The organism is Halobacillus campisalis (assembly GCF_030345335.1).
GTDB classification, from domain to species: domain Bacteria; phylum Bacillota; class Bacilli; order Bacillales; family Halobacillaceae; genus Halobacillus_A; species Halobacillus_A campisalis.
Genome location: NZ_JAPVRC010000002.1, coordinates 228047 through 249869, shown reverse-complemented (window position 1 = coordinate 249869; position 21823 = coordinate 228047). Strand labels below are relative to the sequence as shown.

Below are 21823 nucleotides of genomic sequence, written 5' to 3'. Positions count from 1 at the left end.
AATCCATTCCTTTATTCGTGATTATGCTCCTGATTTGGATTCTGGACGAGTCAAGTTTTCAGGGTATCCATACCCACCGTGTTCACTGATATCAAGACCCATGATTTCCTCTTCTTCAGTAACACGTAAACCTCCCATGGCTTTATCCATTACCTTCAGAATAATCCACGAAACGATGAAAGCATATAGACCACAAGCCACAACACCTAGAAGCTGTACGCCAAGCTGTTCAAATCCGCCGCCGTAAAACAATCCTGGACGACCTACTGTCGCAAGTTCAGGCGTTGCAAACAGTCCATTGGACAGCGTACCCCAGATTCCGACTGTTCCGTGTACAGAAAGAGCAAAGATGGGATCGTCGATTTTTCTTTTATCAAAGAATCTCATACTGAAGAATACGAAAGCTCCACCTACAAGACCAATAATCACAGCGGCCCATGGCTCAACAAAAGCACAAGAGGCAGTGATGGCAACAAGACCGGCTAAAGCACCATTCAACGTCGTAGGCACATCCGCTTTTCCGGTAACTGCCCAAACCATCAGCATCGCACCAATAGCACCAGCACCAGCCGCCAATTGAGTGTTCAATGCAACGTAGCCGAAGAACGCATCTTCTACTCCAAACGTACTCCCTGCGTTAAAACCGAACCAGCCTACCCATAGAAGTAAAACACCTAATGCCGTGAACACCTGGTTGTGACCAGCTATTTCATTGGAAGATCCGTCTTTATTATACTTCCCGATACGCGGCTTCAAGATCATTGTAGCAGCTAAAGCCGCTGCCGCTCCGGTTAAGTGAACGACCGTGGAACCGGCAAAGTCCTGTTTACCGTGTTCACCCAACCAGCCGCCGCCCCAGATCCAGTGTGCAATGACTGGGTAAATGACAATAGAAAATAAAATAGCAAAAATTACGTAACCAATCAATTTTGCACGCTCAGCGAACCCACCGAATGCAATCGTCATTGCGATTGCTGCAAACGCAAGCTGGAACATGAAATCAACAGAACCCGCGAGTCCCTCTCCCATAGTCGTTGCATCACCATAAAAGAAATTAGAAAAGCCGATAAATGCGTTTCCTTCACCATAAATCAATCCATATCCAACTGCCCAGAATACGAGAGAAACAATACCGACGGTGAAAACAGTTTTTCCGGCAATATGCCCGGCATTCTTCATTCTCGTGGATCCGGCCTCAAGTAAAATAAATCCACCCTGCATCAGCAGAACAAGCACCGTACACACGACAATCCATAAGTTGTTCATCAAAAAAGTTGCATCCATTTGAAGCTATCCCCTTTATGTTATATTTTCTAACACGTTATGTTATACAATATACTATCAAAAACTGAAAATTTACACAAATGTTTTTTAAAAGTTTATTCGCTTCGTAGTTTTTCATTTCTATGAAGCTATACAAGACGTGATTATTCAGAGGATGCTATTTAGTTTTCTCAGGTGTAATTTGATTCACATACAAGTGAATTCGACCGTTAAATCACACTTTTCTTTTATAATGGCTAAAGGTGGTGGTTGATATTGATAAGTGAGTTATTCAACAATATGGCAGGATAGCTGAAGAATTGCTATCGAGATATTCAGGGTTCGTTGCCCTATTAAGAGTTAGGGGTTGTTGGGAAGCTACTCGCTTTCCTGTGGGGGAAGTGGCAAGCTTCCTCGGGCTTTTCAGCCCTGTGGGATCTCGCCTACATCCTTCTCCCACGGGAGTCTCGCAGCTTCCCAACAACCCCATTTGATGAAGGTGAGAAACGAACCCTCACATAAAAATGAGCATCTTCCCGATTCCAGCGAAATGAAGATATTGCGTTCCACCTCAAGTTTTTTATCAAGAGACCTTTGTTACGCCCCTCAGTATTTAACCTCAATGTTCGCATTTTCATGCAAAGCTTGCGCCGTAAACATCTGGAGCATTCGTGGTAATCAATTGCTACGTTTAGGTTTATTAATTAAGGAGAGAAGCTGCTTCTATTTGGGTATGACACTTACATGAATGGAGGGGGTTTATGTCTACCGCCAGCCATGTTCTGAGTGAAAAACTTCATAAGGGTTCTATGGTGCTGAAGTCCTGTCATAAGAGTTTCCGTTCTACTAACGACTGGCAAAGAGCTCCGGGAAATTGCGAGACTCCTGTGGGAAGAGAGTGCTTGGTGAGACCCCGGAGAGCGAAGCTCGAGGAGGCTCACTGCGCTCCCACGGAAAGGGAGTGATTTCCCGGAGCTCTTCCCGCTGTTAAACATAACGGAAACAGTGCAAACATCTCGAACCTGAGTCTTCCAATAAAGGGAGCATATATGAATACCAACACTGAACTTTAACAAAGCCTTTATAATATGCAATTGACATCTAAGCTTTTCCCTGCTAACATGACACTTAATTAAATGAACGTAGTATTCTTATCCAGAGAGGTGGAGGGACTGGCCCTGTGAAACCCGGCAACCGCTATTTTAAATAGCAAGGTGCCAAATCCTACTGAGCACTGCTCAGGAAGATAAGAGAATTTTTAATCTCTTACCCTCTCTATTCAAGAAATAGAGAGGGTTTTTTATTTTTTCAACTGAATAATTTGTTCTTATCCAGAGAGGCAGAGGGACTGGCCCAGTGACGCCCGGCAACCATCAAGTAATACCTTGATAAGGTGCTAATTCCTGCAGGAGAAATCCTGAACGATAAGAAGAGTCTAAAGCTCTCTTCTTATTGTGAAGAGAGCTTTTTTCTTTAAGTATCTATTAAACTGAATCCCTTAACCTTATATGAGAAATCAACAAAAGATATAAAACAACTAACCCGTTACCTTGCTAAATGAAAGGAGATTTATCAATGACTATATCCATTACCCCTTCCCACTCCTCTCGTGTATGGGAACCTTCTAAGGAAAGAATTGAACACTCTCACTTAAAAGCCTTTGCGGATTTCGCAGAACAGCCGCTTTTTCCATATGAACGTTTGCACCGCTGGTCAATTTCCCATTTGGAGGAATTCTGGTCGAAGGTGTGGGATTACGCAGGGATCATCGGTCACAAAGGGGATCGAGCTTATGTTCCCTCTCCTTCTATGCCGGATGCCGAATGGTTTCCACATGCGCGGTTAAATTTTACGGAGAATCTACTTCGAGGTTCATCGGATCGTATTGTTGCGTATGAAGCAAGCGAATCAGGAGTTCATCGCAGCGTGACATTGAAAGAACTGAAAAAAGAGGTGGCTCAAGCGCAGCAAGGGTTGAAAAACTTAGGTGTACAAAAAGGTGACTGTGTGGCGGGAATCACAACAAACGATATACAGGGTCTTGCCGCCTTACTTGCCACTGCTTCATTAGGTGCAATTTGGACGTCCTGCTCCCCTGATTTTGGCGCCAAAGGAATTATTGACCGAATCGGTCAGGTGAAACCAAAAGTATTAATCACCACCCTGGCTTATCAATATAAAGAAAAAGCTTTTAATATCGAGGAAAAAATCATAGAAACAACAAAAAGCCTCTATGACTTATCCGCCGTCATTACATTAAATGGGCAAACCAAAATTCCAGAAACGAACACTCTTTCCTGGGAGGAGCTGTGTGCAAATGACGCAGAAGAACCTGCCTTTACACCGACAGCTTTTAACGATCCGTTATATATCCTATATACATCAGGAACGACCGGCCTTCCTAAAGCGATTGTCCATTCAGTGGGAGGCACCCTTCTGCAGCACGTAAAAGAACATCAATTCCATTGCGACCTTCACAAAGATGATGTTTTATTCTGGTATACCAATACAGCGTGGATGATGTATCCCTGGCTTGTTTCCGGTCTAGCTAGTGAAGCCGCCCTGCTTTTGTATGATGGATCTCCTGTTAAACGTGATAATCTCCTTCACCTTTGGGATCTGGCTGATGAAGTAGGAGTGACCCATTTTGGCACGAGCCCTAAATATTTAGATACGCTGGCCAAAGCAAATACTCGATTAAAAGACACCCACTCGCTTACCTCTCTAAAAAGCGTACTTTCCTGCGGGGCCCCTCTCGCTCCAGCACAGTATGACTGGGTGTATCAGACGTTAAAAGAAGACATTCTGCTTGCATCGATTTCAGGTGGAACAGAAATCATCGGCTGCTTCGTGATGGGGTCACCCGTCCACCCTGTTTACCGGGGGGAGATTCCCTGCAAAGCTTTAGGAATGGCTGTTGATGTTTTAGATGAACGAGGAGCTTCTGTATATGAAGAAAAAGCTGATTTAGTTTGCACCCAGCCTTTCCCTAGCATGCCGATCACCTTTTTCGGTGAAGGAGGGGAGGAACGTTACAGGAATAGTTATTTCTCAAAGCGTCCAGACATCTGGACACATGGAGACCTCGCTGAACAGACGATAAATGAATCTTTCATTATTTATGGGCGGGCCGATACAACGTTGAATCCAGGAGGAGTCCGCATCGGTACAGCGGAAATTTATCGAGTGGTCGAACTTATCGAAGGTATCGAAGATGCGTTAGTGTTCGGCTTACCTAAAGATAATGATGAAGAAATCGTACTTTGTGTCGTTACAGATCAACTGGATGAGGATTACGCAAACCATATTCGCCAGAAAATTCGTTCCAAGGCTTCTCCTAGACACGTTCCTAAACGAATTTATCAAGTCGACGATATTCCTCATACCATCAATGGAAAGAAAGTGGAAGGGGCTGCGAAAACAGCCGCATTAGGAAAAGTTGTCACTAATGAAGCCTCCTTAAGAAATCCTTCCAGCTTACAGTCTTTCCGACAGCTTACAAAAAAGGAGTTCTTATAATGACCCGCAGACCTAAAGGTTCGATTATCGGAATAGGAGAACTGAAGCCTGTCCGTTATTCAACAGGAAAAACAACGTTAAGCTTAATTGCAGAGTCTGTCCGGCTGGCGATTCAAGATGCAGGCATTTCTAAAGATGAAGTGGACGGCCTGCTAGTCGGACCACAAGTAGGAGAGACACCACAGCACGTTCCAGCCACGGTTTCAGAATATTTAGGGATCGATCCAGCGATGTCCAACACCGTAGACCTCGGCGGGGCGACTGGCCCGGGTATGATTTGGAGAGCAGCAGCAGCCATTGAAGCAGGAATGTGTGAAACGGTCGTATGTGTGCTCGCCAATAAAAACGAAAAAGGAGAAACCCTGCGCTCCCCTAACCGTAATCCAATACGTGAATTCGATGTCCCGTTTGGAGCTTCAGGAGCGAATACCTCCTACGCCCTGCTAAAACGTCAGCACATGGAGGAGTACGGGTCAACGCAAGAAGAGTTTGCACACATTGCTTACTGGGCAAGAAACAACGCTCAAAAGAACCCGGACGCCATTTTCTACGGAAAGCCTGCAGAGGTGGAAGATATCTTAGCATCTCCTCTCATTTCCGAACCGCTTCATTTATTAGAAATCGTCATGCCGGTTGCTGGAGGGGCAGCCGTTGTCGTCACTTCCGAAGAAAATGCCAATCGCGGCCGGCACAAGCCAGTTTATTTAAAGGGAGCTGGTGAGAAAATCACCCACCGAGCTGTGAGTCAAGCTCCCGCTACCAACCAACTGCCGTTCAGCTATTCCATTCCAAAAGCACTTGAACAGGCACAAATCAACGTTACAGACATCGACTTATTCTCCCTTTATGACTGTTACACAAGCGTTGTCGCCGTCACACTTGAAAGCGCTGGATTATGTAAGCCTGGGGAATTCGGATCGTTTGTGAAAAATCACACCTTTGGTCATGACGGAGACTTCCCATTAAATACACACGGCGGCCAGCTAGGTTTTGGACAAGCGGACCTCGCCGGCGGGATGTCTCATGTCATAGAAGCCGTTCATCAGCTTCGCGGCGAAGCAGATCAGCGTCAAATCAAAGACGCTAACCTCTCCCTTGTTACAGGGAACGGAGCCACTTTAAGCGAAACGACAGCTCTTGTGTTAGGAGGAGAAAAATGAACCCAAAAACAAACATATCCCTGCCGCGTCCCACCATTACGCCTGTTAGTCAGCCATTCTGGGACAGTATTAAGCAAGGGAAATTGACACTCCAACAATGCGATAAATGTCTTGATTGGGTTTTCTATCCTCGTGAGCACTGCCCCCATTGCTTTCACGATCAATTGACGTGGCAGGAGGCCTCGGGGTACGGACAGTTAACTACCTGGAGTGTCATTTATCGAGCAGGCCACCCAGCCTGGCAGGAACTCACTCCGTATATAGTTGGTATTGTGAAACTGGCAGAAGGACCTTCATTATTGACCCACTTACTTATAGAAGAAAAGGATGTATTTCACCTCATGGAAGTGGAGATGGATATTCAGGAAATCGGGCCCCATCCCCTGCCATTTTTCAAAAAGAAAAAGGAGGAAAATTAATGATTACCACCTATTTTATATCTATCGCTTTGTTTTGGGCAGGCGGACTGACCCTATGGAAAATTTCGTATGGAAAAAAGAAAGGGGAACAATAACTCATGCTTACAGAATCCAGTGTCTTATTATGGACCGTTATTATTTTACTGACCGCATACTTTGCCGCTGTAACGTGGGTGGGTAAAAAAGGGCGTGCACACAGTCAATCGATGGCAGGCTTCGCCACTGCTCGAGGTAAAGTCAGCCCATGGCTCGTCGGGGCAAGTTTTGCAACATCCTACGCCAGTGCCAACCTCTTTATTGGTGTCCCCGGTTTAGCTTATGAGCACGGAATGGCAGTTCTTTGGTACACCCTCGGATGCTTTGGTGTTTCCTGGATCGGACTGCTCCTTTTCGCAAAAACATTTTGGCGCTACGGAAAAAAATTCGGTCGTGTTTCCACCATTCCCGAATGGCTTGGAAAAAGATATAACTCTAAATCTCTACAAGTCCTGGTATCATTATTAATTTTATTCAATGTGTATTATATCGTCGGACAAAATGTCGGACTCGCCACCATTTTTGAAACGGTCATCGGCATTCCCTATTTCTGGGGAATCATCATCGGTGTAGCCATTACCATTGTGTATATCGGTCTTGGCGGAGCTTTTGCACAGATGATCACGGACGGCATTCAAGGGATTTTAATGGCCATTACCTCTATATTGATCGTCGTTTCCTTCTTATGGACGGTTGGAGGCGGATTGAATGTCTTCGGTGTGTTGACTGACCGCTTACACGCCATTGATCCAAACTTGACGGCAGCTGTAGCAGATGGAGGCCCCTACAACAGCGCGCTAGCCATTATGGCCGTCCAATTCATGCTGTTCAGCTTCATTTTAATGCCACACCTATTAAATAAGGTATTATCTCTTGAAAATGAAGAAGATCTCGCACCGTTCACTTTGTCAGCAGGGCTCGTTCTTTGTGTCATTTCTACCTTAATGGTACTCGGCGGACTGGCAGCACGTGTACTCTTTCCATCATTACAAAGTGCCGATTCTGCGATTCCAATGTATGTCATTGAAGCCTTCCCTAGTTTTATTGCAGCCATTATGATTGTAGGAATCATTTCTGCAATTCTATCCAGTACCGACAGTTTGTATCTAGGTGTAACCACTAGTATCGGTAACGACTTATATCGTGTAGTCGCTCCCATAGTGTCCTCTAAAAATATTAGTGAAAAAGATTTAGACAACCAGTCTCTGAAAGTGGCAAAAGGATCATTAATTATCATCGGGCTGCTCTCTCTTTATCTATCTTTAGAGCGACCAGAATCTTTGGCCTTCCTGATCCAATTCAGTTATTCGGCTATTATTTCCGGAATTATTGCTCCGATCACCCTCGGGTACTTGTGGAATAAAGCAAATAGCTATGGGGCTATTGCGGCTCTTATTACTGGAGCCACCTTATATGTACTATTCACTACCCAAAGTCTCATCGGTAATATTTTCATCGCGATGTTCATCAGTTCGACAGCTGCCTTTATCGTCATGGGAATCGTAAGTGGACTCACATCGCAAACGACTGAACAAGAACTGACATTAAAAAAATCCAGCTAAAAACCAGGGCTGCCCAGAAGTTTATGGGCTTGCCCTGGTTTTTTCTATAATAGCGCCTTTTAAGTTTCCCTTCTTGAACTCAACTTCATATGGTTTCGGTTCCTTAGAATGGAGCTTGAAGGTCCGTGAAAATATTCACATTCCACGGGCGTACATTGAGCTTCCTTGGGATAAAGCCCTGAGGGATATCAACATGTATTCTGATCCTATAGGATATTTCATAAAGTAACAAACTTCCATTACTTTACGTTTATAAAGGCTTCCAGGAGGGCTAAGTGTTTTACTCAGGAAACAACTTAATTAGAAGGCTTAAACAACGATTTCAGAAAACCTTTGAAGCCGCCCTCCGGCTCACTCTCTTCCTTAGGAGGTGCTTTCGTTTCAATATAAATATCTTCTTTTTCGATGGCATAATCCACGGTTAAGATCGCCCCAACATCCGTTTCTGTTTCTTGATTAGAGACCGTTGTCGTATGAATATTATTTTTATTAGCCAATTGCCGATATGGCCTGCGAAAATCATACGTAACTTCACCGTTCAATAATAAGCTGGCATCCTTATGCACTTTCATTTGTTTTTCTAATTCATCCAGCCCATCTTGCTGCATGACTTGAGATTTACTCAGCAAGAGTATGATACGTTCCCGAAGCGTTCCCAGGTACATTTTCCGCTCGCCAGGTTTCGTTTGCCGGCTACCGTAAATCCCTTCCTGGAGATAGTCGTCCACATTTTCTTTTGTCATAAGTACACCTCACTTTAAGTTACTATTATGTACATTATATCCTTCAGTAGTCATGTACTCAAAGTGAAAAGCATCACAAACCAGCATAAGGTCAAAGCAGAAATTTAACCCAATCCCTAGCGCTTTCCATGTCCCTGAACACCATTTCCATACTTTTAATATTATCCGTACACTCCGTTTCAGCACTCCGATCTTTTTTAAGGCGCGCAAACATTTCATCTAGGCATACAAAATGAATTCCGAGAAAAAATTTGCATGAATAGACCATAGCTATCAGATCACTTGCTTGGATAATAATTGATTAAACGAAAGGGATGGTGATATCAAGAACGAGGATAACCTAATCGGTTTGCTCGAGAGCGGATCATAGTTCGGAAAAAGCAGGAACCTCTAACCCTCGACTTAAAGCTAAAAATTTTGCCGTCTCAATATTAACGCCAACGCCACCGACAATATCTGCGGTCTTCCGGCTGGCCAGATAGACTAGCCACGTATATGACATGTTCACACAACCTGCAAAGATGATATGACGATGTGTCATGAAAACCTCCATTAATACAGTAAGAGTCATCTAGTCTTCTCTCAAAAAAACAGGTCAACTTCATCGTCCACGTTGACCTGTTCCATATTAAATATAATTATTCTAATACTAGATTCTTTTTCCTACTCCGCTGAAAATGTCAAAATGGTTCGAAATTAATATTTCCCGGGAAATGAATAGATTATTTTGTAATAAATTGTTATTTTAAAAATGCCGAGATTCAGTGACCTTCGTCTCTTAGCAGAAATATTATTAATCAGCTACGCGTGTTTCATAAAAATATCATTAAGCTGGAAGTTGAGGTTCTTTGACTCAATTATCTGTATTGAGCTTATGCTGATCGAGCAATTGAACTTTAAACGTACTTGTATACTCCAGCTCCATAATCACTAATTCATTATCCTTTTCCTTCAATAAAGGACCTGGCAGATACAACCTCTTCTGCGGACCAGCTGTGTTCCAGTATCTCCCTAAATTGAATCCATTTATGAAGATACTTCCTTTAGTGAAGCCCTCACTATCTATGAAGGTATCATGTAAGCCACCCGCATCAAACGTGCCTCGAAAAAATTTCGGATACCTCTTCTCATCATGTTTACTATAGTTTATAGGCAGGTCATTCAACTCAATGGCGTACATTTCCCAGTTAAAAAAGTATTGGCTCCCGAGCCATAGATTACGAGTAATCCCCTTTTTGTCAGCTAGATGTTCACCATAGTTAGCTCTTCCCATATTTTCTACTAATAGTTCCAACGTGTTGCTTTCGCTCGGGAAGTTCAGTGTGATCTCCCGCTGCTTATCATTTTTATAAATGGTAGATTCATAGCTCCCATTTATATACACATAGGCGCGGTCATGAATATCATCAACCCCCATACTTAAATTCCCTTGCCTATTCACAACCGTTCTGTAAAGCGTATACCCATACGATTGATCAATCGCTTCCATCGGCAGCGGGGTAAGATTCTCTACCCGTCTGCTTATTTCATTAAGAGTATCGAATATACTGACAGATTCCTTCATCGTTACGGTTCCGTATTTTTTTGCGCTATTGCTGCTTACATAGTCTTCAGGAACATCTATATACTCCCTGAGAGTTTGTTTCACAGCACGATATTTCTCTGTAATTGCGCCATTTTCCGACAGCAAACTATCATAGTCATAGCTTGTAATCGTCGGATAATAGATGTCATAGTGATTAGCTCCATTCATGAATCCGAAGTTTGTACCGCCATGGAACATATAAAAATTCACAGAGCTTTTCTTCTCCATCAATTCTTTAAAAACTCGTGCCGCGTCTGACGCATCACGTGTATGATGTTCACCTGTCCAGTAATCAAACCATCCAATCCAGAATTCAGCGACCATTTTAGGAGAATTCGGCTTCATTTTTTCCAACTGCTGAAAAGCATTCTCCACCTTTGAACCGAAATTTAATGTCGTTGTTATGTCAGGTAGCGATCCTTGCTCAATAAATTCAGGGCCGTCTGAAGTGAATAGAAAGGTATCGATAGCATGTTTCTTATACTGCTCTTTGAAAAACTCCAAATAAGAGTGATCATTTCCGTACGCCCCGTATTCGTTTTCGATTTGCATAGCGACGATGGGGCCGCCGTTATGATACAAGTAAGGAAGGAATTTAGGAAGTAGTACATTATAATATTCTTCTATATGTTTTAAAAAACTAGGATCACTGCTGCGGAGCGCCATTTGATCTTCCTTGAGCAGCCAGGACGGAAGCCCTCCCATTTCCCACTCAGCACAAATGTAAGGGGACGGGCGGATAATCACATACAACCCCAATTCATGGGCCAGTTGGATAAATTGTTCCACATCCGCTAGTCCAGAAAAATGAAATTGGTTTTTTTTAGGTTCGTGCACATTCCATGCAATATACGTTTCCACTGTATTTAAGCCTAACGCTTTTAACTTTTGAAGTCTGTCCTCCCAATGCTCAGGTACAGTGCGAAAGTAATGCATGGCACCGGAGAGAATTTGAAAAGGCTCTTTATCCAAATAAAATTGTCCGTTCTTAGTCTGTAACATCGTCATCCCCCTTTTTATCTCTTTTTAAAATGGAAAGTCCAAAAGGTGACAGCTCTATATCCCCATAAATAGGTGTATTATCGACCAAATGGGAATACTTACTCTTCGGGAGTTCGATTGTCTGTTTTTCCTCTCCAAAATTCATTAGGAAAATGTAGTCATGCTCTCCATCGGTACGACGTTGAGCTGACACTCCTTCCGGAAGCTTGCTGTCGATAGACTTCTTAACCCCTGACTCTTCTATTAGTTTAGAATAAAAGTTGTTTTGAAACGGCTGTTTATTGCGAGAGGCGATATAATAAGCACGACCTTGTCCGAATTGATTAACTGTTAGAGCTGGACGTCCGGCGTAAAAGTCATTCTCATAATAAGCTAAGGCTTCTGCCCCTTCTAAATGAATTAAATCGCATAATTCATAGGCTGTATATTCACCGATAAATCCTAACTCATTTTTATTTACCTTAACTCGATTGGTCTGACCCTCATATAACCCATCAATTTCTTCCGACCAGATGCCAAGTGTTTGCCTAAGTGGACCAGGAAAGCCACCAAGAAAAGTTAAGTCATTCTCGTTCACAATCCCTGACCAATAAGTCGTCACTAGTGTACCACCCTGTTTTACGAATTCCTGAATCTTTTCACCCACCCCTGGTCTTACCATATACAGCATTGGTGCAACTACCAGTTTGTATTTGGATAAATCCCTATCCATGTCGATCACGTCGATCGGTACTCCTTTATTCCAAAATGCCTGATAATGATCTGCAACTGTCTTTTCATATTCCACTCCCTGGTTGCGCGGACCTTGAGCGTCTTTTACTGCCCATCGATTTTCTGTATCAAAGATGATTGCAACTTCTGAATCAACAGCCGTTCCGACAATCGAATCCAATTGATCAAGCGTATCGCCAACTGCTGTTACGTCTTTAAAAACTCGGGTATACTCATTTCCGACATGATCGACTACCGCACCATGGAACTTCTCACTTGATCCCCTGCTTTTTCTCCACTGAAAATACTGGACTGAGTCCGATCCGTGAGCAACCGCCTGCATGGATGACAACAAATGCATGCCCGGTCGTTTCAGCTTACTGATAGGCTGCCAGTTAGTTAGGCTTGGCGTACTTTCCATTAACAAAAATGGCTGCCCGTCCTTGATGGAACGGAACATATCGTGGTTCATAGCCACCCAGGACGCTTGATGAATATCCCCTTCCTGATCATGCCAGGTCGGATAGGAATCCCAAGAGATGAAGTCCAGTACATCCGCAAACTTCGCATAATTCAACCCTTCAAACGCCTCCATAAAATTAGTGGTCACAGGCAAGTCCGGGTTTTTGGCTTTAAGAGGATGAATTTCATGTTTATAAAAGTCGAGCGTTTGATCTGTTACGAAGCGTTTCCAATCTAAATTCATTCCATGAACCATGGTCTCTCCATGGGGTGAAGGTGATTCAATTTGAGACCAGGCCGTGTAAGTATGACTCCAGAATTTCGCCCACCAGCTGTGGTTTAAGTTATCAAGCGTCTGATATTTTGCTTTCAGCCATTCCCGGAAGGCCTTCTGACAATAGTCACAATGACACTCTCCTCCGTACTCATTCGAAATATGCCAGCCTATGACGGCTGGGTGCTGGGAATACCTCTCGGCCAGTTTATTGTTCACAATAGAGACTTTTTCACGATAAACTGGAGAAGTATAACAATGGTTATGTCTTAATCCATGTAAATTTCTGATCCTGTTTGCCCCAACTCGTAGTACTTCCTCGTACTTTTCAGACATCCACGCAGGTCGGGCGCCGCTAGGTGTAGCTAAAAACGCATAAATATCATGTTCAGCTAACTTATCGAGTACTTGGTCCAGCCAATCAAAGTTAAATACTCCTTCCTCAGGTTCAATTTTTGCCCAAGAAAAAACCCCAACAGACATCACGTTACATTTTGCTTTTTTCATTAAGCGAAGATCTTCTTCTATGATGCCAGGATACTGTTCCCATTGTTCAGGATTATAATCAGCGCCGTGTAGCATTTTATTAATTTTTGTACTGACAGGATTGTATTTCTTCGACATTGGATCACCTTTCTTCCTCATAAAATTGAAAGCGAAAATTACCCATTAGTCCTTAGCCGACATATCAAAAGGGAATTTTCGATTACCGTTTTTTTCAATTTTTTCTTAGATGAAATACGGGGTCATTTCAAAACCAAACTCGAATCTGCAGCTCTGCAACTGGTATTGCTCTAGAACGTCCGGTCCGCAGCTCGAAGAGCCAAGCCCATGCTGCTTATGATCTATAAGAACCGTTAAGAAATCTTGTTTAACTAAGTCATACGTATGCCGAGCTCTTTCCAGATTTTCAAGCGTATAGTACTGGGCGTTAAAATCAAATTTCGGCTTCCCTTCGAACTTCAACCCGATCCCGGCCTCATTCTTTAACTCTGCCCAGAGAACTTCATGCCTGCTGCCATTCTCCTGCGGATAAACATATGGAGTATAAAACTCTTTCACTTTTTTCTTCCATAGACCAAAGCGATTAGCCAGTTTACTATCGACATAGGCTTCCCCGGGTCCACGCCCGTACCATATTACACGATCCATGAAAGATGGAACTTCCATTTTCACACCGATGCGTGGAAAGGTTTTTGGAAGTACACCATACGGTTCACCTTTCACATCAATACCGACCTTTCCGTCAGCCTCGATTCGATACGTATATGTTGTTGTAATTCCCCAACCTAAAATGGGCGGGGCCATACGAGCTTCCACAACGACCTCCACCTGATGGTCACCTAGTATTTTATAGCGGACTGAATCAATGCGCTGCTGTAGATTATGAAGGCCATATTTCTTCCATTCGGCTGCGGACGGCTTATTCTTCCATTGGGCTTGAGCCCATAAGTCATTATCAATAGGAGCCCGCCATAAATTAAGGACTGGTCCTGTTTTAATTAAATCGATGCCCTGGTATTTCCATTCACGCAGATTTCCGAATACCCTATCAAAGTGAACGATAAAACCCTCACCTCGGATGACTAGGGAATGTCTGGATTCTTCTACCTGCAAAGGCCAATTGGCGAAGCTTACCACCTCTTCTGGTGTTTCCTTTTCTACAGGCAATTCGAACTGTTCCCAGGCAATCTGATGTCCCGTTTTAGCCCAGCGCGTATCATTAGCAAGATAAAATTCAAGAGTTAACCAGTAGTCATCTTCAGAGCCATGATAACGATCTAGTTCATATGGTATACCGATCATTTTATTTTCACTGGCGGCAATGCCACTAACTGAAAAGGTTCCGCTCGCAACAACTTCCTTACAGGTTTGAATTGACCAAGCAGCTTGCAAGTGATCAAGTGAGAGGAAATCATAGCGATTAGTCAATTTCACTTCACCCTTTTTCAAATTCACGGACTCGACCAAAACCGGCTCAATGACTTTTTTGTATTCAGCAAGCGCCGGCGAAGGGGTACGATCAGCCATTACAAGTCCGTCAATTACAAAGTTGGAATCGTGAGGGACTTCACCGAAATCTCCACCATACGCAAAATATGTCTGACCATCTTCAGTCATCTGACGAATGCCATGATCCAGCCACTCCCAGACAAAACCACCTTCAAGTCGGTCATATTTGTAAAAGGTTTCCCAGTATTCCTTCAGTCCCCCTGGACCGTTCCCCATGGCATGTGCATACTCACACAAAATGTGCGGCTTTAATAAATCAGTCCGCTTCCCTAAAGCATCCATCACTTCAACAGCTGTGTACATTGTAGTAAACACATCCGAGGCTTCCGGTTCCCTTAGGGGGGAGTAAGCGCTCTCAGATCTAGTAATAGCCCGGCTTTCTCCTTCATAATGAATGAGCCTTGTTTCATCATAATTTTTAGCCCAAACGGCCATAGCCTCATGATTTCTGCCAAACCCTGATTCATTCCCCAGCGACCACATGATCACCGAAGGATGGTTTTTATCCCGTGCGACCATTCTCTTCATCCGATCAAGATAAGCGTCTTCCCAATCAGGGTCATCACTGAGCTGATCCCAGTTTCCGATCACATCAAATCCGTGGGTTTCCAGATCCGCCTCATCGATCACATAAAGACCATAACGGTCACATAAATCATAAAAACGGGGATCGTTCGGGTAGTGGGCTGTCCTTACAGCATTAATATTATGCTTTTTCATCAGCTTGACATCTTCTTCCATCCAATCTAAAGGAACGGAGCGGCCCAGTTCTGGATGGTGGTCGTGTCGATTAACACCTTTAAGTTTGATTGCTGCCCCATTTACTAAAAACAGACCATCCTTCAACTCTACTGTACGGAAGCCGACGTTCGTTGGAACCACTTCTTTTACATTGGCGTCGTATTCTTTCAAGGAAAGCAGTAGTCGATACAAATGCGGTTCTTCCGCCGACCACTTCATTGGACGATCAATTAAAAAGGATTGAACGACAGTTTCTTTGCTGCCAGCCGCAATTGAAACTGCCCAACTGCCTTGATCGTTAACTACTTCTTGACCGGTCTCATCCAGCAACCGATACCCTATCCGGTAGTCAGTAACATCATCGGGGCTGCTGTTCTCAACAACTGTTTCGACTTCCAGCGTTGCATGGTTATAATTTTCGTCAAAAGTCGTTTTAACAAAATAATCCTCAATATGTACCTTAGGAACTCCCAGCAAATAGACATCCCGAAAAATTCCGCTCAGCCACCACATGTCCTGGTCCTCAATATACGTACCATCCGACCATTGATACACTTGGACAGCCAAATAATTTTTCCCTTCTTTTATAAAAGAAGTAATGTCGAACTCGGAAGGAATACGACTTCCCTGGCTGTAGCCGACCTGCCTGCCGTTGACCCAGACGTAAAAAGCACTGTCCACTCCTTCAAATCTCAAAGACACTTGTCTATTCAACCACTCCGTTGTAATCCAGAAATCCCTAACGTAAGAGCCTGTCGGATTCTCACTAGGAACGAAAGGGGGATCAACCGGAAATGGATAGACCACATTCGTATAAGACGGTTTGCCATAGCCGTGCATTTGCCACGAGGAAGGAACATATAAATCATCCCAACCCCATGCTTTAAACTCTTCCTTATAGAAATCTTCTTCAGCAAGGTGGGGACTCTCCGAATATTGAAACTTCCATAATCCATTTAATAACTTAAAAGAAAAGGACTTCTTCCTCTCGAACGTCAATGCACTGTTCTCATCTGCAAATGGAACAAAGTGCGCCCGTTCCTTTTTGCGATTTCGGTGCAGTATTTTTATATTTTCCCAATCATGTGCTCTCAATTTCTTACCCCCCTATCAACTGATGCTTAAATTGAAAAAGTCACCCTTTGACTGACCCCATCATGCCAGCCACGAAGTGTTTCTGCATAATGAAGAACACGATCGCTGTTGGTAATGTTGCAATTACAATCGCAGTCATAATGACACCGAAGTCTGGCGTGTAGCCGGCCCCGAGATTCGAAATAAGTAAAGGGATAGTTTGATTTTCAGGGGATTGTAAAACAACCAATGGCCATAAATAATTATTCCAGCTATTCATAAATGCAATGATTGCTGCGGCCGCATACGTCGTTTTCATCGTCGGTAAATAAATCCTGAAAAAGATTCCAAGCTCACTCAATCCATCAATCCTTCCCGCTTCTACCAAATCCTTCGCAAACATCTTCGTGTTCTGTCTGAAGAAAAAGATGAAAAAGGCGGTGATGACCGTTGGCAAAATCGCCGCAGCTAATGTATCGATACCGAGGAATGACACTGTGGAAGAAACACCACCGAACAACCGATACAATGGAATCATAATAGCTGCGAACGGAATCATCATCGATAATAAAAGAAGGTTGAAAACTCTATCTTTCCCCGGCGTCCGGTAGATTTCAAAACCATAACCGGCAAGAGATCCGATCAACAACGTGAAAAAAGTCGTGATGACAGCGATGATGGTTGAATTGACTAAGGCTGTCACCATATTGACAGATTCAAATAGCACCCTCAGATTTTCAAAAAGATGAGTTCCTGGAAGCAGACGCCCCTGCGTTACATCCACTGATCGATTTGTCATGCTGACGAGCATCCATAGAAATGGAAAAATAGACACAATTGCCGCTGCACTTAAAAATGTGTACGTTGCTATTCTTTTAAATTTATTCATTTATCATCACCTGCCACTTTGAATTGGATTAGAGATAAGACGACCACCAGAATTACAATTACATAGGATACCGTAGCGGCATAACCGAAATCAGGGCTGTATTCAAACGAAAGATTATAAATGTACATGGAAATAGAAAGGGTCGCATTCCCAGGCCCGCCATTAGTAATATTCATAATTTCATCAAAGATTTGCAGCGTTCCGATGGTGGAAATAATCGAAGTGAATAAGATTATCGGCTTTAGCATAGGAACAGTAATGTAGAAAAATTGCTGAAAGCTTGTGGCCCCGTCAATTTTTGCCGCTTCATACATCGACTTATCTACGTTTTGAAGTGCCGATAAATAAAAGATCATATTGTACCCTGTCCACCTCCAAGTAATGGCAATGATAATCGTAATTTTAGCCAGGACCGGATCGGCCAGCCAATTGAGAGGCTGCGAAATCAGAGACAGGTCAAGAAGGAACTGATTAATCAATCCATCTACACCAAATAAGTATTTAAAAATAACAGCGTAAGCGACAAGTGAGGTGACACAAGGTAAAAAGATAGCAGTACGGAAGAACCCTTTGAATTTCAATGTGGCATCGTTTAAAAGTACGGAAAAGAATAATGCCAAAATAATCATGACGGGAACTTGTATGAGCAAATAAATAAATGTGTTCGTCAATGCTGCAATAAACGTTGGGTCACTGAATAAACGAATATAGTTATCTAAACCGACATACTCCAGATTTGAACCCATTCCAGACTGAAAAGAAAGTAGTAATGCTCGAATCATCGGATAAAAATAAAATAAAGAGATGCCCACGACAGCGATCAGGATGAATAACCACCCAATATAATTCTTTTTGTACCAATTACCGATTGATTTCTTATGACCTTTATAAGATGAACTTGAACTCTCCATAACTTTACTCATTCTACTCCTCCTTACGCGTAAGACAAAAACGGCTTTTTTAAAGAAAGGGATTCTTTGAAAGTACAAGCAGCTTTCTCAGAATCCCTTATAGTATGAAACTATCGTTTTGCCAGCAGGCATTTCTCTCAGAAAAGAGCATATTTCAAGCGAAGGGTCTTAATTAACGCTTCCGTATGGCACTCTCTTCCTTTCCCATCTACTACATCTGTGTTATTTTAACTGGGCTTCTGCCTGTCCTTGCGCATCTGCTAAAGCATCATCCAAACTTTTTCCTTTTAGATAGTTTTGCATTTCAGCAGCTAAAATATCTTCAATCGCATAGGTGTGCATGCCGTAATTCACACTTGGAATGTCTTCCACCCATGTAGAGAAATCAGAAATAAGAGACTGGTCTCCGAAAAACTCATTTTCTTTTTGGTAGGCTTCTCCATCTGAAGCTGGTGTGTAGGTTCCTAAAGCACCGACCTCATTGACAAGTTCTTGATAAAATTCTTCGTCTGCACCAAACGTATCGCCAAGAAATTCTGCCGCTTGTTCTTTCCCAGGAATGTCCAGAACGTAGAAGGAGCTTCCTCCCAGGTTGGACGCGTTTACAGCACCATCCATATCTAATCTAGGAATAGGAGCAACACCCCAATTACCAGACTGTTCTTCTTCAGCTTCTATGCTCGCGCCGATCCAGTTACCACTAGGAACGGTCGCTACATCCCCACCGTTGAACGCAGCGAGGTATTGGCTCCAATCGGAGTTGGCTTTGATAAAGTCTGCTTCCATCATCGCTTTATAATTTTCAAACGCTTTTCTTAACGGTTCGTTGTCAGTAATGTTTACGTTTGTTCCTTCTTCATCTACATACCAGACACCGGCACTTTGAATCATTATACGAATAATTCCTAAGTCATTGGGATCCAGTGAAATCATATCCTTGCCTGTTTTCTCTTTGACATCTTGACCAATTTCGATATATTTTTCCCACGTAATATCAGTCAAATCTTCCATAGAATATCCGGCTTCTTCTAAGTAATCTGTACGAAAAAATAACCCCGTTACACCTGTGTCGAATGGTAATCCGTATTGCTGATCATCAAAGCTGGTTGGAGCCAGCTTATAGGACGCGAAATCATCAGGGTTAATATAATCATCGATAGGATAGAACGCATCCGGGTATGATTGGAGGAAACTCTGTGCTCGTTGATCTTCTATTAATACAATATTAGGCATACCTTTCATGCTTCCTGAGCTCAGACCTGTATTCAATTTCGACACGATATCATCCTGTGCATTTTCGATGATCTCCAGGTCAATATCGTCATCATAAGATTCTTTAGCAATATCCAGTGCTGCAATGTTGAAATTAGGATCCCATGCCCAAGCCGTAATTTTATCAGGCTCTTCTCCTCCGTCCCCTGAAGCCCCACTCTCTTCATCTGAGGAACATGCTGCTAAAACAAGAAACACCGCCAAAGCTAATGCTATCAACCAGCTCTTCTTGTAATGAAAATCCTTCATATTTTTTTCCCCCTCATAATTGTAAGCGTTATCATTACGCTTGTTAAAAGCATATCATCAAAAAAAAAAAGACCGTTAGAACGATCTTTAGACATTTATTTAACTATCTTTAGAAGTTTCCCCCATCGATAAAACGATCTTTAGTATTATTTTTAGATTTGTTACTATATTTAGACTTTTCATCCAACAATGGTAAAGTGATCTTCACTTTCGTTCCCTTCTTCAACTCACTTGAAATTTCTACACCATACTCTTCCCCGAATAATAACTGAATACGCTCATGTACGTTGCGGACACCAATTCCACTGAACAACTGCCTCTTTCCTTGATGACTTTTCATATTTTCAATTTGCATACCATCACCTGTATCAATGACTTCACAAACCAGCTGTTCGTTTCGCCGGGCAATGAGAATTTGAATAAATCCTTGTTTTTTTTCAGTGAATGCATGAAAAAAAGCATTCTCTATGAACGGCTGAATTACAAGTTTCGGCAAATGATAATGTAAGCAATCTGGCGAAATCAACGAATTCACTTTTATGCGATCCCCATATCTCATTTGATTGATCAACACATAATGATTGATATTCGTAATCTCTTGTTCGACAGTGATCGTCTCATCCACATTCCCGAGTGCATTCTGTAATAAAGGTATCAGCGCATCCATTGTTTCAAAAGCTTCTTCTTTTTTACCTTCCTTCACCAGAAATTTAATCGATGTCAACGTATTATAAAGAAAGTGCGGGTTGATTTGATGCTGAAGCGCTTCTAACTCGGACTTCCTCTGCTTCCGCTGGGACCTGAGCAAAACATCCACATGCTCTTGCAGTTCATTCAGCATATAGTTAAATGCATGAGCGATTTTCCTCGCTTCATATCCACCTCGCTCATCGATCGGCTTACTGAAATCATACTTGGAAATATTGGAGATTTGCCTAACGATCCGGGTAATCGAGTTAGTCATTCTTCTCGAAATAATGAAGACGACGACAACTGCAATCAGGACTATCCCTGTACTGATCAGAGCGACTTCTTTTGTATTGACCAAATTATGAATTACCGCTTCCTGATCTACGAGATTGACAATATACAGGTCGAGAGCAGGCAAAGCTGACGATAACAGCAATTGATTTTTATTAAAAATGTTAACCTCTTGATATTCTAAGCTGTTTTCTTCAGTTTCTTTCGCATACGCAAGCAATTCAGGCGAATCCTGCCCTATCAATTCCTGATTATTGCTGGAAATGATCTTTCCGCTGCCATTAACAATGTGCACACTATTTCCCTCACTCGTGTAATCTTCAAAGAACCCCCTCAAGTCCAATTCACGGATAGGAATATATAAATACCCATAAATATGGCTGCTAGATCGTTCCTTCAGTGCCTTAGTCGCCACAACCATTGGCGTATCATTCGTTATATCACCATCTGAAACAAACTGGTAAAGAATCTCATCCGGATTTGCTCTCGCTCGTTCCGTAATACGATGGGTGCTCAAGGTTTCAGCAGAGACAGGCCAGTTCAAGTATTTCATATTAAATAGCCGCTCATTCTCCCCTAAAATGATCATGTTCGCCTCATTGGGACTATCATTGTAAAGAGTATCCATTTGCTGTTGGATCGTATAAAAGGAGCTCGACGCTTCGAGTGAGCTAACATACTCTTCGGTCAACATCCGCTTAATTGTCGCGTTGTTCTGAACATTGATCGAAGTATATACAACCGAATAGCTGAACGATTCGAACTGCTGTTTGATTTGGTTAAGTACTTTCGTATTCGTGATACTGAAGGTTTCCATAAATAAATTATTTGACATTCGAATCGTACTGAAGGTAATCAGCACAGAAACAGAAATAATGCTGAGGACCATCACAAGGAACATTTTGACGAATAAGTTGTTGTTTTGGATAATTCTTAAAATTTTCCACATAAGTATGC

General features: G+C 42.7%; 14 protein-coding genes and 2 riboswitches. Of the genes, 4 read left to right on the top strand and 10 right to left on the bottom strand.

Features of this window, described 5'->3' with window-relative positions; translation table 11 throughout:
* Positions 1 to 21: 21 nt before the first annotated feature.
* Positions 22 to 1284 carry an ammonium transporter gene (locus O2Q26_RS05435; protein ID WP_289214921.1) on the bottom strand — a complete coding sequence of 421 codons (1263 nt, stop codon included), beginning with the start codon at positions 1282 to 1284 and terminating at the stop codon, positions 22 to 24.
* Between the two features lie 1127 nt (positions 1285 to 2411).
* Positions 2412 to 2516, top strand: a riboswitch (SAM riboswitch).
* 71 nt (positions 2517 to 2587) lie between these two features.
* A riboswitch (SAM riboswitch) is annotated at positions 2588 to 2694 on the top strand.
* A 144-nt stretch (positions 2695 to 2838) separates the two neighbouring features.
* On the opposite strand from O2Q26_RS05435, the gene O2Q26_RS05430 reads away from it, so the two are divergent.
* From O2Q26_RS05430 to O2Q26_RS05415, 4 genes are all read left to right on the top strand, one after another.
* Positions 2839 to 4782: an acetoacetate--CoA ligase gene (locus tag O2Q26_RS05430; protein WP_289214920.1), complete on the top strand. Its 1944-nt coding sequence runs from the start codon at positions 2839 to 2841 to the stop codon at positions 4780 to 4782.
* Positions 4782 to 5942: a thiolase family protein gene (locus O2Q26_RS05425; protein ID WP_289214919.1), complete on the top strand. Its 1161-nt coding sequence runs from the start codon at positions 4782 to 4784 to the stop codon at positions 5940 to 5942. The genes O2Q26_RS05430 and O2Q26_RS05425 overlap by 1 nt, the downstream gene beginning before the upstream one ends.
* A complete protein-coding gene (locus tag O2Q26_RS05420; protein WP_289214918.1) occupies positions 5939 to 6361 on the top strand; it encodes a Zn-ribbon domain-containing OB-fold protein in 423 nt (140 codons plus the stop codon). The genes O2Q26_RS05425 and O2Q26_RS05420 overlap by 4 nt, the downstream gene beginning before the upstream one ends.
* A gap of 98 nt (positions 6362 to 6459) precedes the next feature.
* A complete protein-coding gene (locus O2Q26_RS05415; RefSeq protein WP_289214917.1) occupies positions 6460 to 7959 on the top strand; it encodes a sodium:solute symporter family protein in 1500 nt (499 codons plus the stop codon).
* Between the two features lie 296 nt (positions 7960 to 8255).
* Here O2Q26_RS05415 and O2Q26_RS05410 read toward each other — a convergent pair whose 3' ends face one another.
* The 9 genes from O2Q26_RS05410 to O2Q26_RS05370 form a co-directional block, all read right to left on the bottom strand.
* Positions 8256 to 8702 (bottom strand): YueI family protein, encoded by a 447-nt coding sequence (locus O2Q26_RS05410; protein WP_289214916.1) that lies wholly within the window; start codon positions 8700 to 8702, stop codon positions 8256 to 8258.
* Positions 8703 to 9066: 364 nt separating this feature from the next.
* Entirely contained in the window at positions 9067 to 9204 is a 138-nt protein-coding gene (locus O2Q26_RS05405) for a hypothetical protein (RefSeq protein WP_289214915.1), read from the bottom strand.
* 351 nt (positions 9205 to 9555) lie between these two features.
* Positions 9556 to 11289 carry a glycoside hydrolase family 35 protein gene (locus O2Q26_RS05400; RefSeq protein ID WP_289214914.1) on the bottom strand — a complete coding sequence of 578 codons (1734 nt, stop codon included), beginning with the start codon at positions 11287 to 11289 and terminating at the stop codon, positions 9556 to 9558.
* The gene (locus tag O2Q26_RS05395) at positions 11276 to 13360 is read right to left on the bottom strand and encodes a beta-galactosidase (protein ID WP_289214913.1); all 2085 of its coding nucleotides are present in this window, start codon (positions 13358 to 13360) and stop codon (positions 11276 to 11278) included. The genes O2Q26_RS05400 and O2Q26_RS05395 overlap by 14 nt, the downstream gene beginning before the upstream one ends.
* Before the next feature lie 105 nt (positions 13361 to 13465).
* Positions 13466 to 16585: a beta-galactosidase, LacZ type gene (gene lacZ, locus O2Q26_RS05390; RefSeq protein ID WP_289214912.1), complete on the bottom strand. Its 3120-nt coding sequence runs from the start codon at positions 16583 to 16585 to the stop codon at positions 13466 to 13468.
* Positions 16586 to 16625: 40 nt separating this feature from the next.
* Positions 16626 to 17453 carry a carbohydrate ABC transporter permease gene (locus O2Q26_RS05385; protein ID WP_289214911.1) on the bottom strand — a complete coding sequence of 276 codons (828 nt, stop codon included), beginning with the start codon at positions 17451 to 17453 and terminating at the stop codon, positions 16626 to 16628.
* The gene (locus O2Q26_RS05380) at positions 17450 to 18364 is read right to left on the bottom strand and encodes a carbohydrate ABC transporter permease (RefSeq protein WP_390216839.1); all 915 of its coding nucleotides are present in this window, start codon (positions 18362 to 18364) and stop codon (positions 17450 to 17452) included. Before O2Q26_RS05380 ends, O2Q26_RS05385 begins: the two co-directional genes overlap by 4 nt.
* Positions 18365 to 18586: 222 nt before the next feature.
* Positions 18587 to 19885, bottom strand: a complete 1299-nt coding sequence (locus tag O2Q26_RS05375) for an ABC transporter substrate-binding protein (RefSeq protein WP_289214909.1) — start codon at positions 19883 to 19885, stop codon at positions 18587 to 18589.
* A gap of 109 nt (positions 19886 to 19994) precedes the next feature.
* Positions 19995 to 21815, bottom strand: coding sequence for a sensor histidine kinase (locus O2Q26_RS05370; protein WP_289214908.1), 1821 nt, complete (start codon positions 21813 to 21815; stop codon positions 19995 to 19997).
* Positions 21816 to 21823 lie beyond the last annotated feature (8 nt).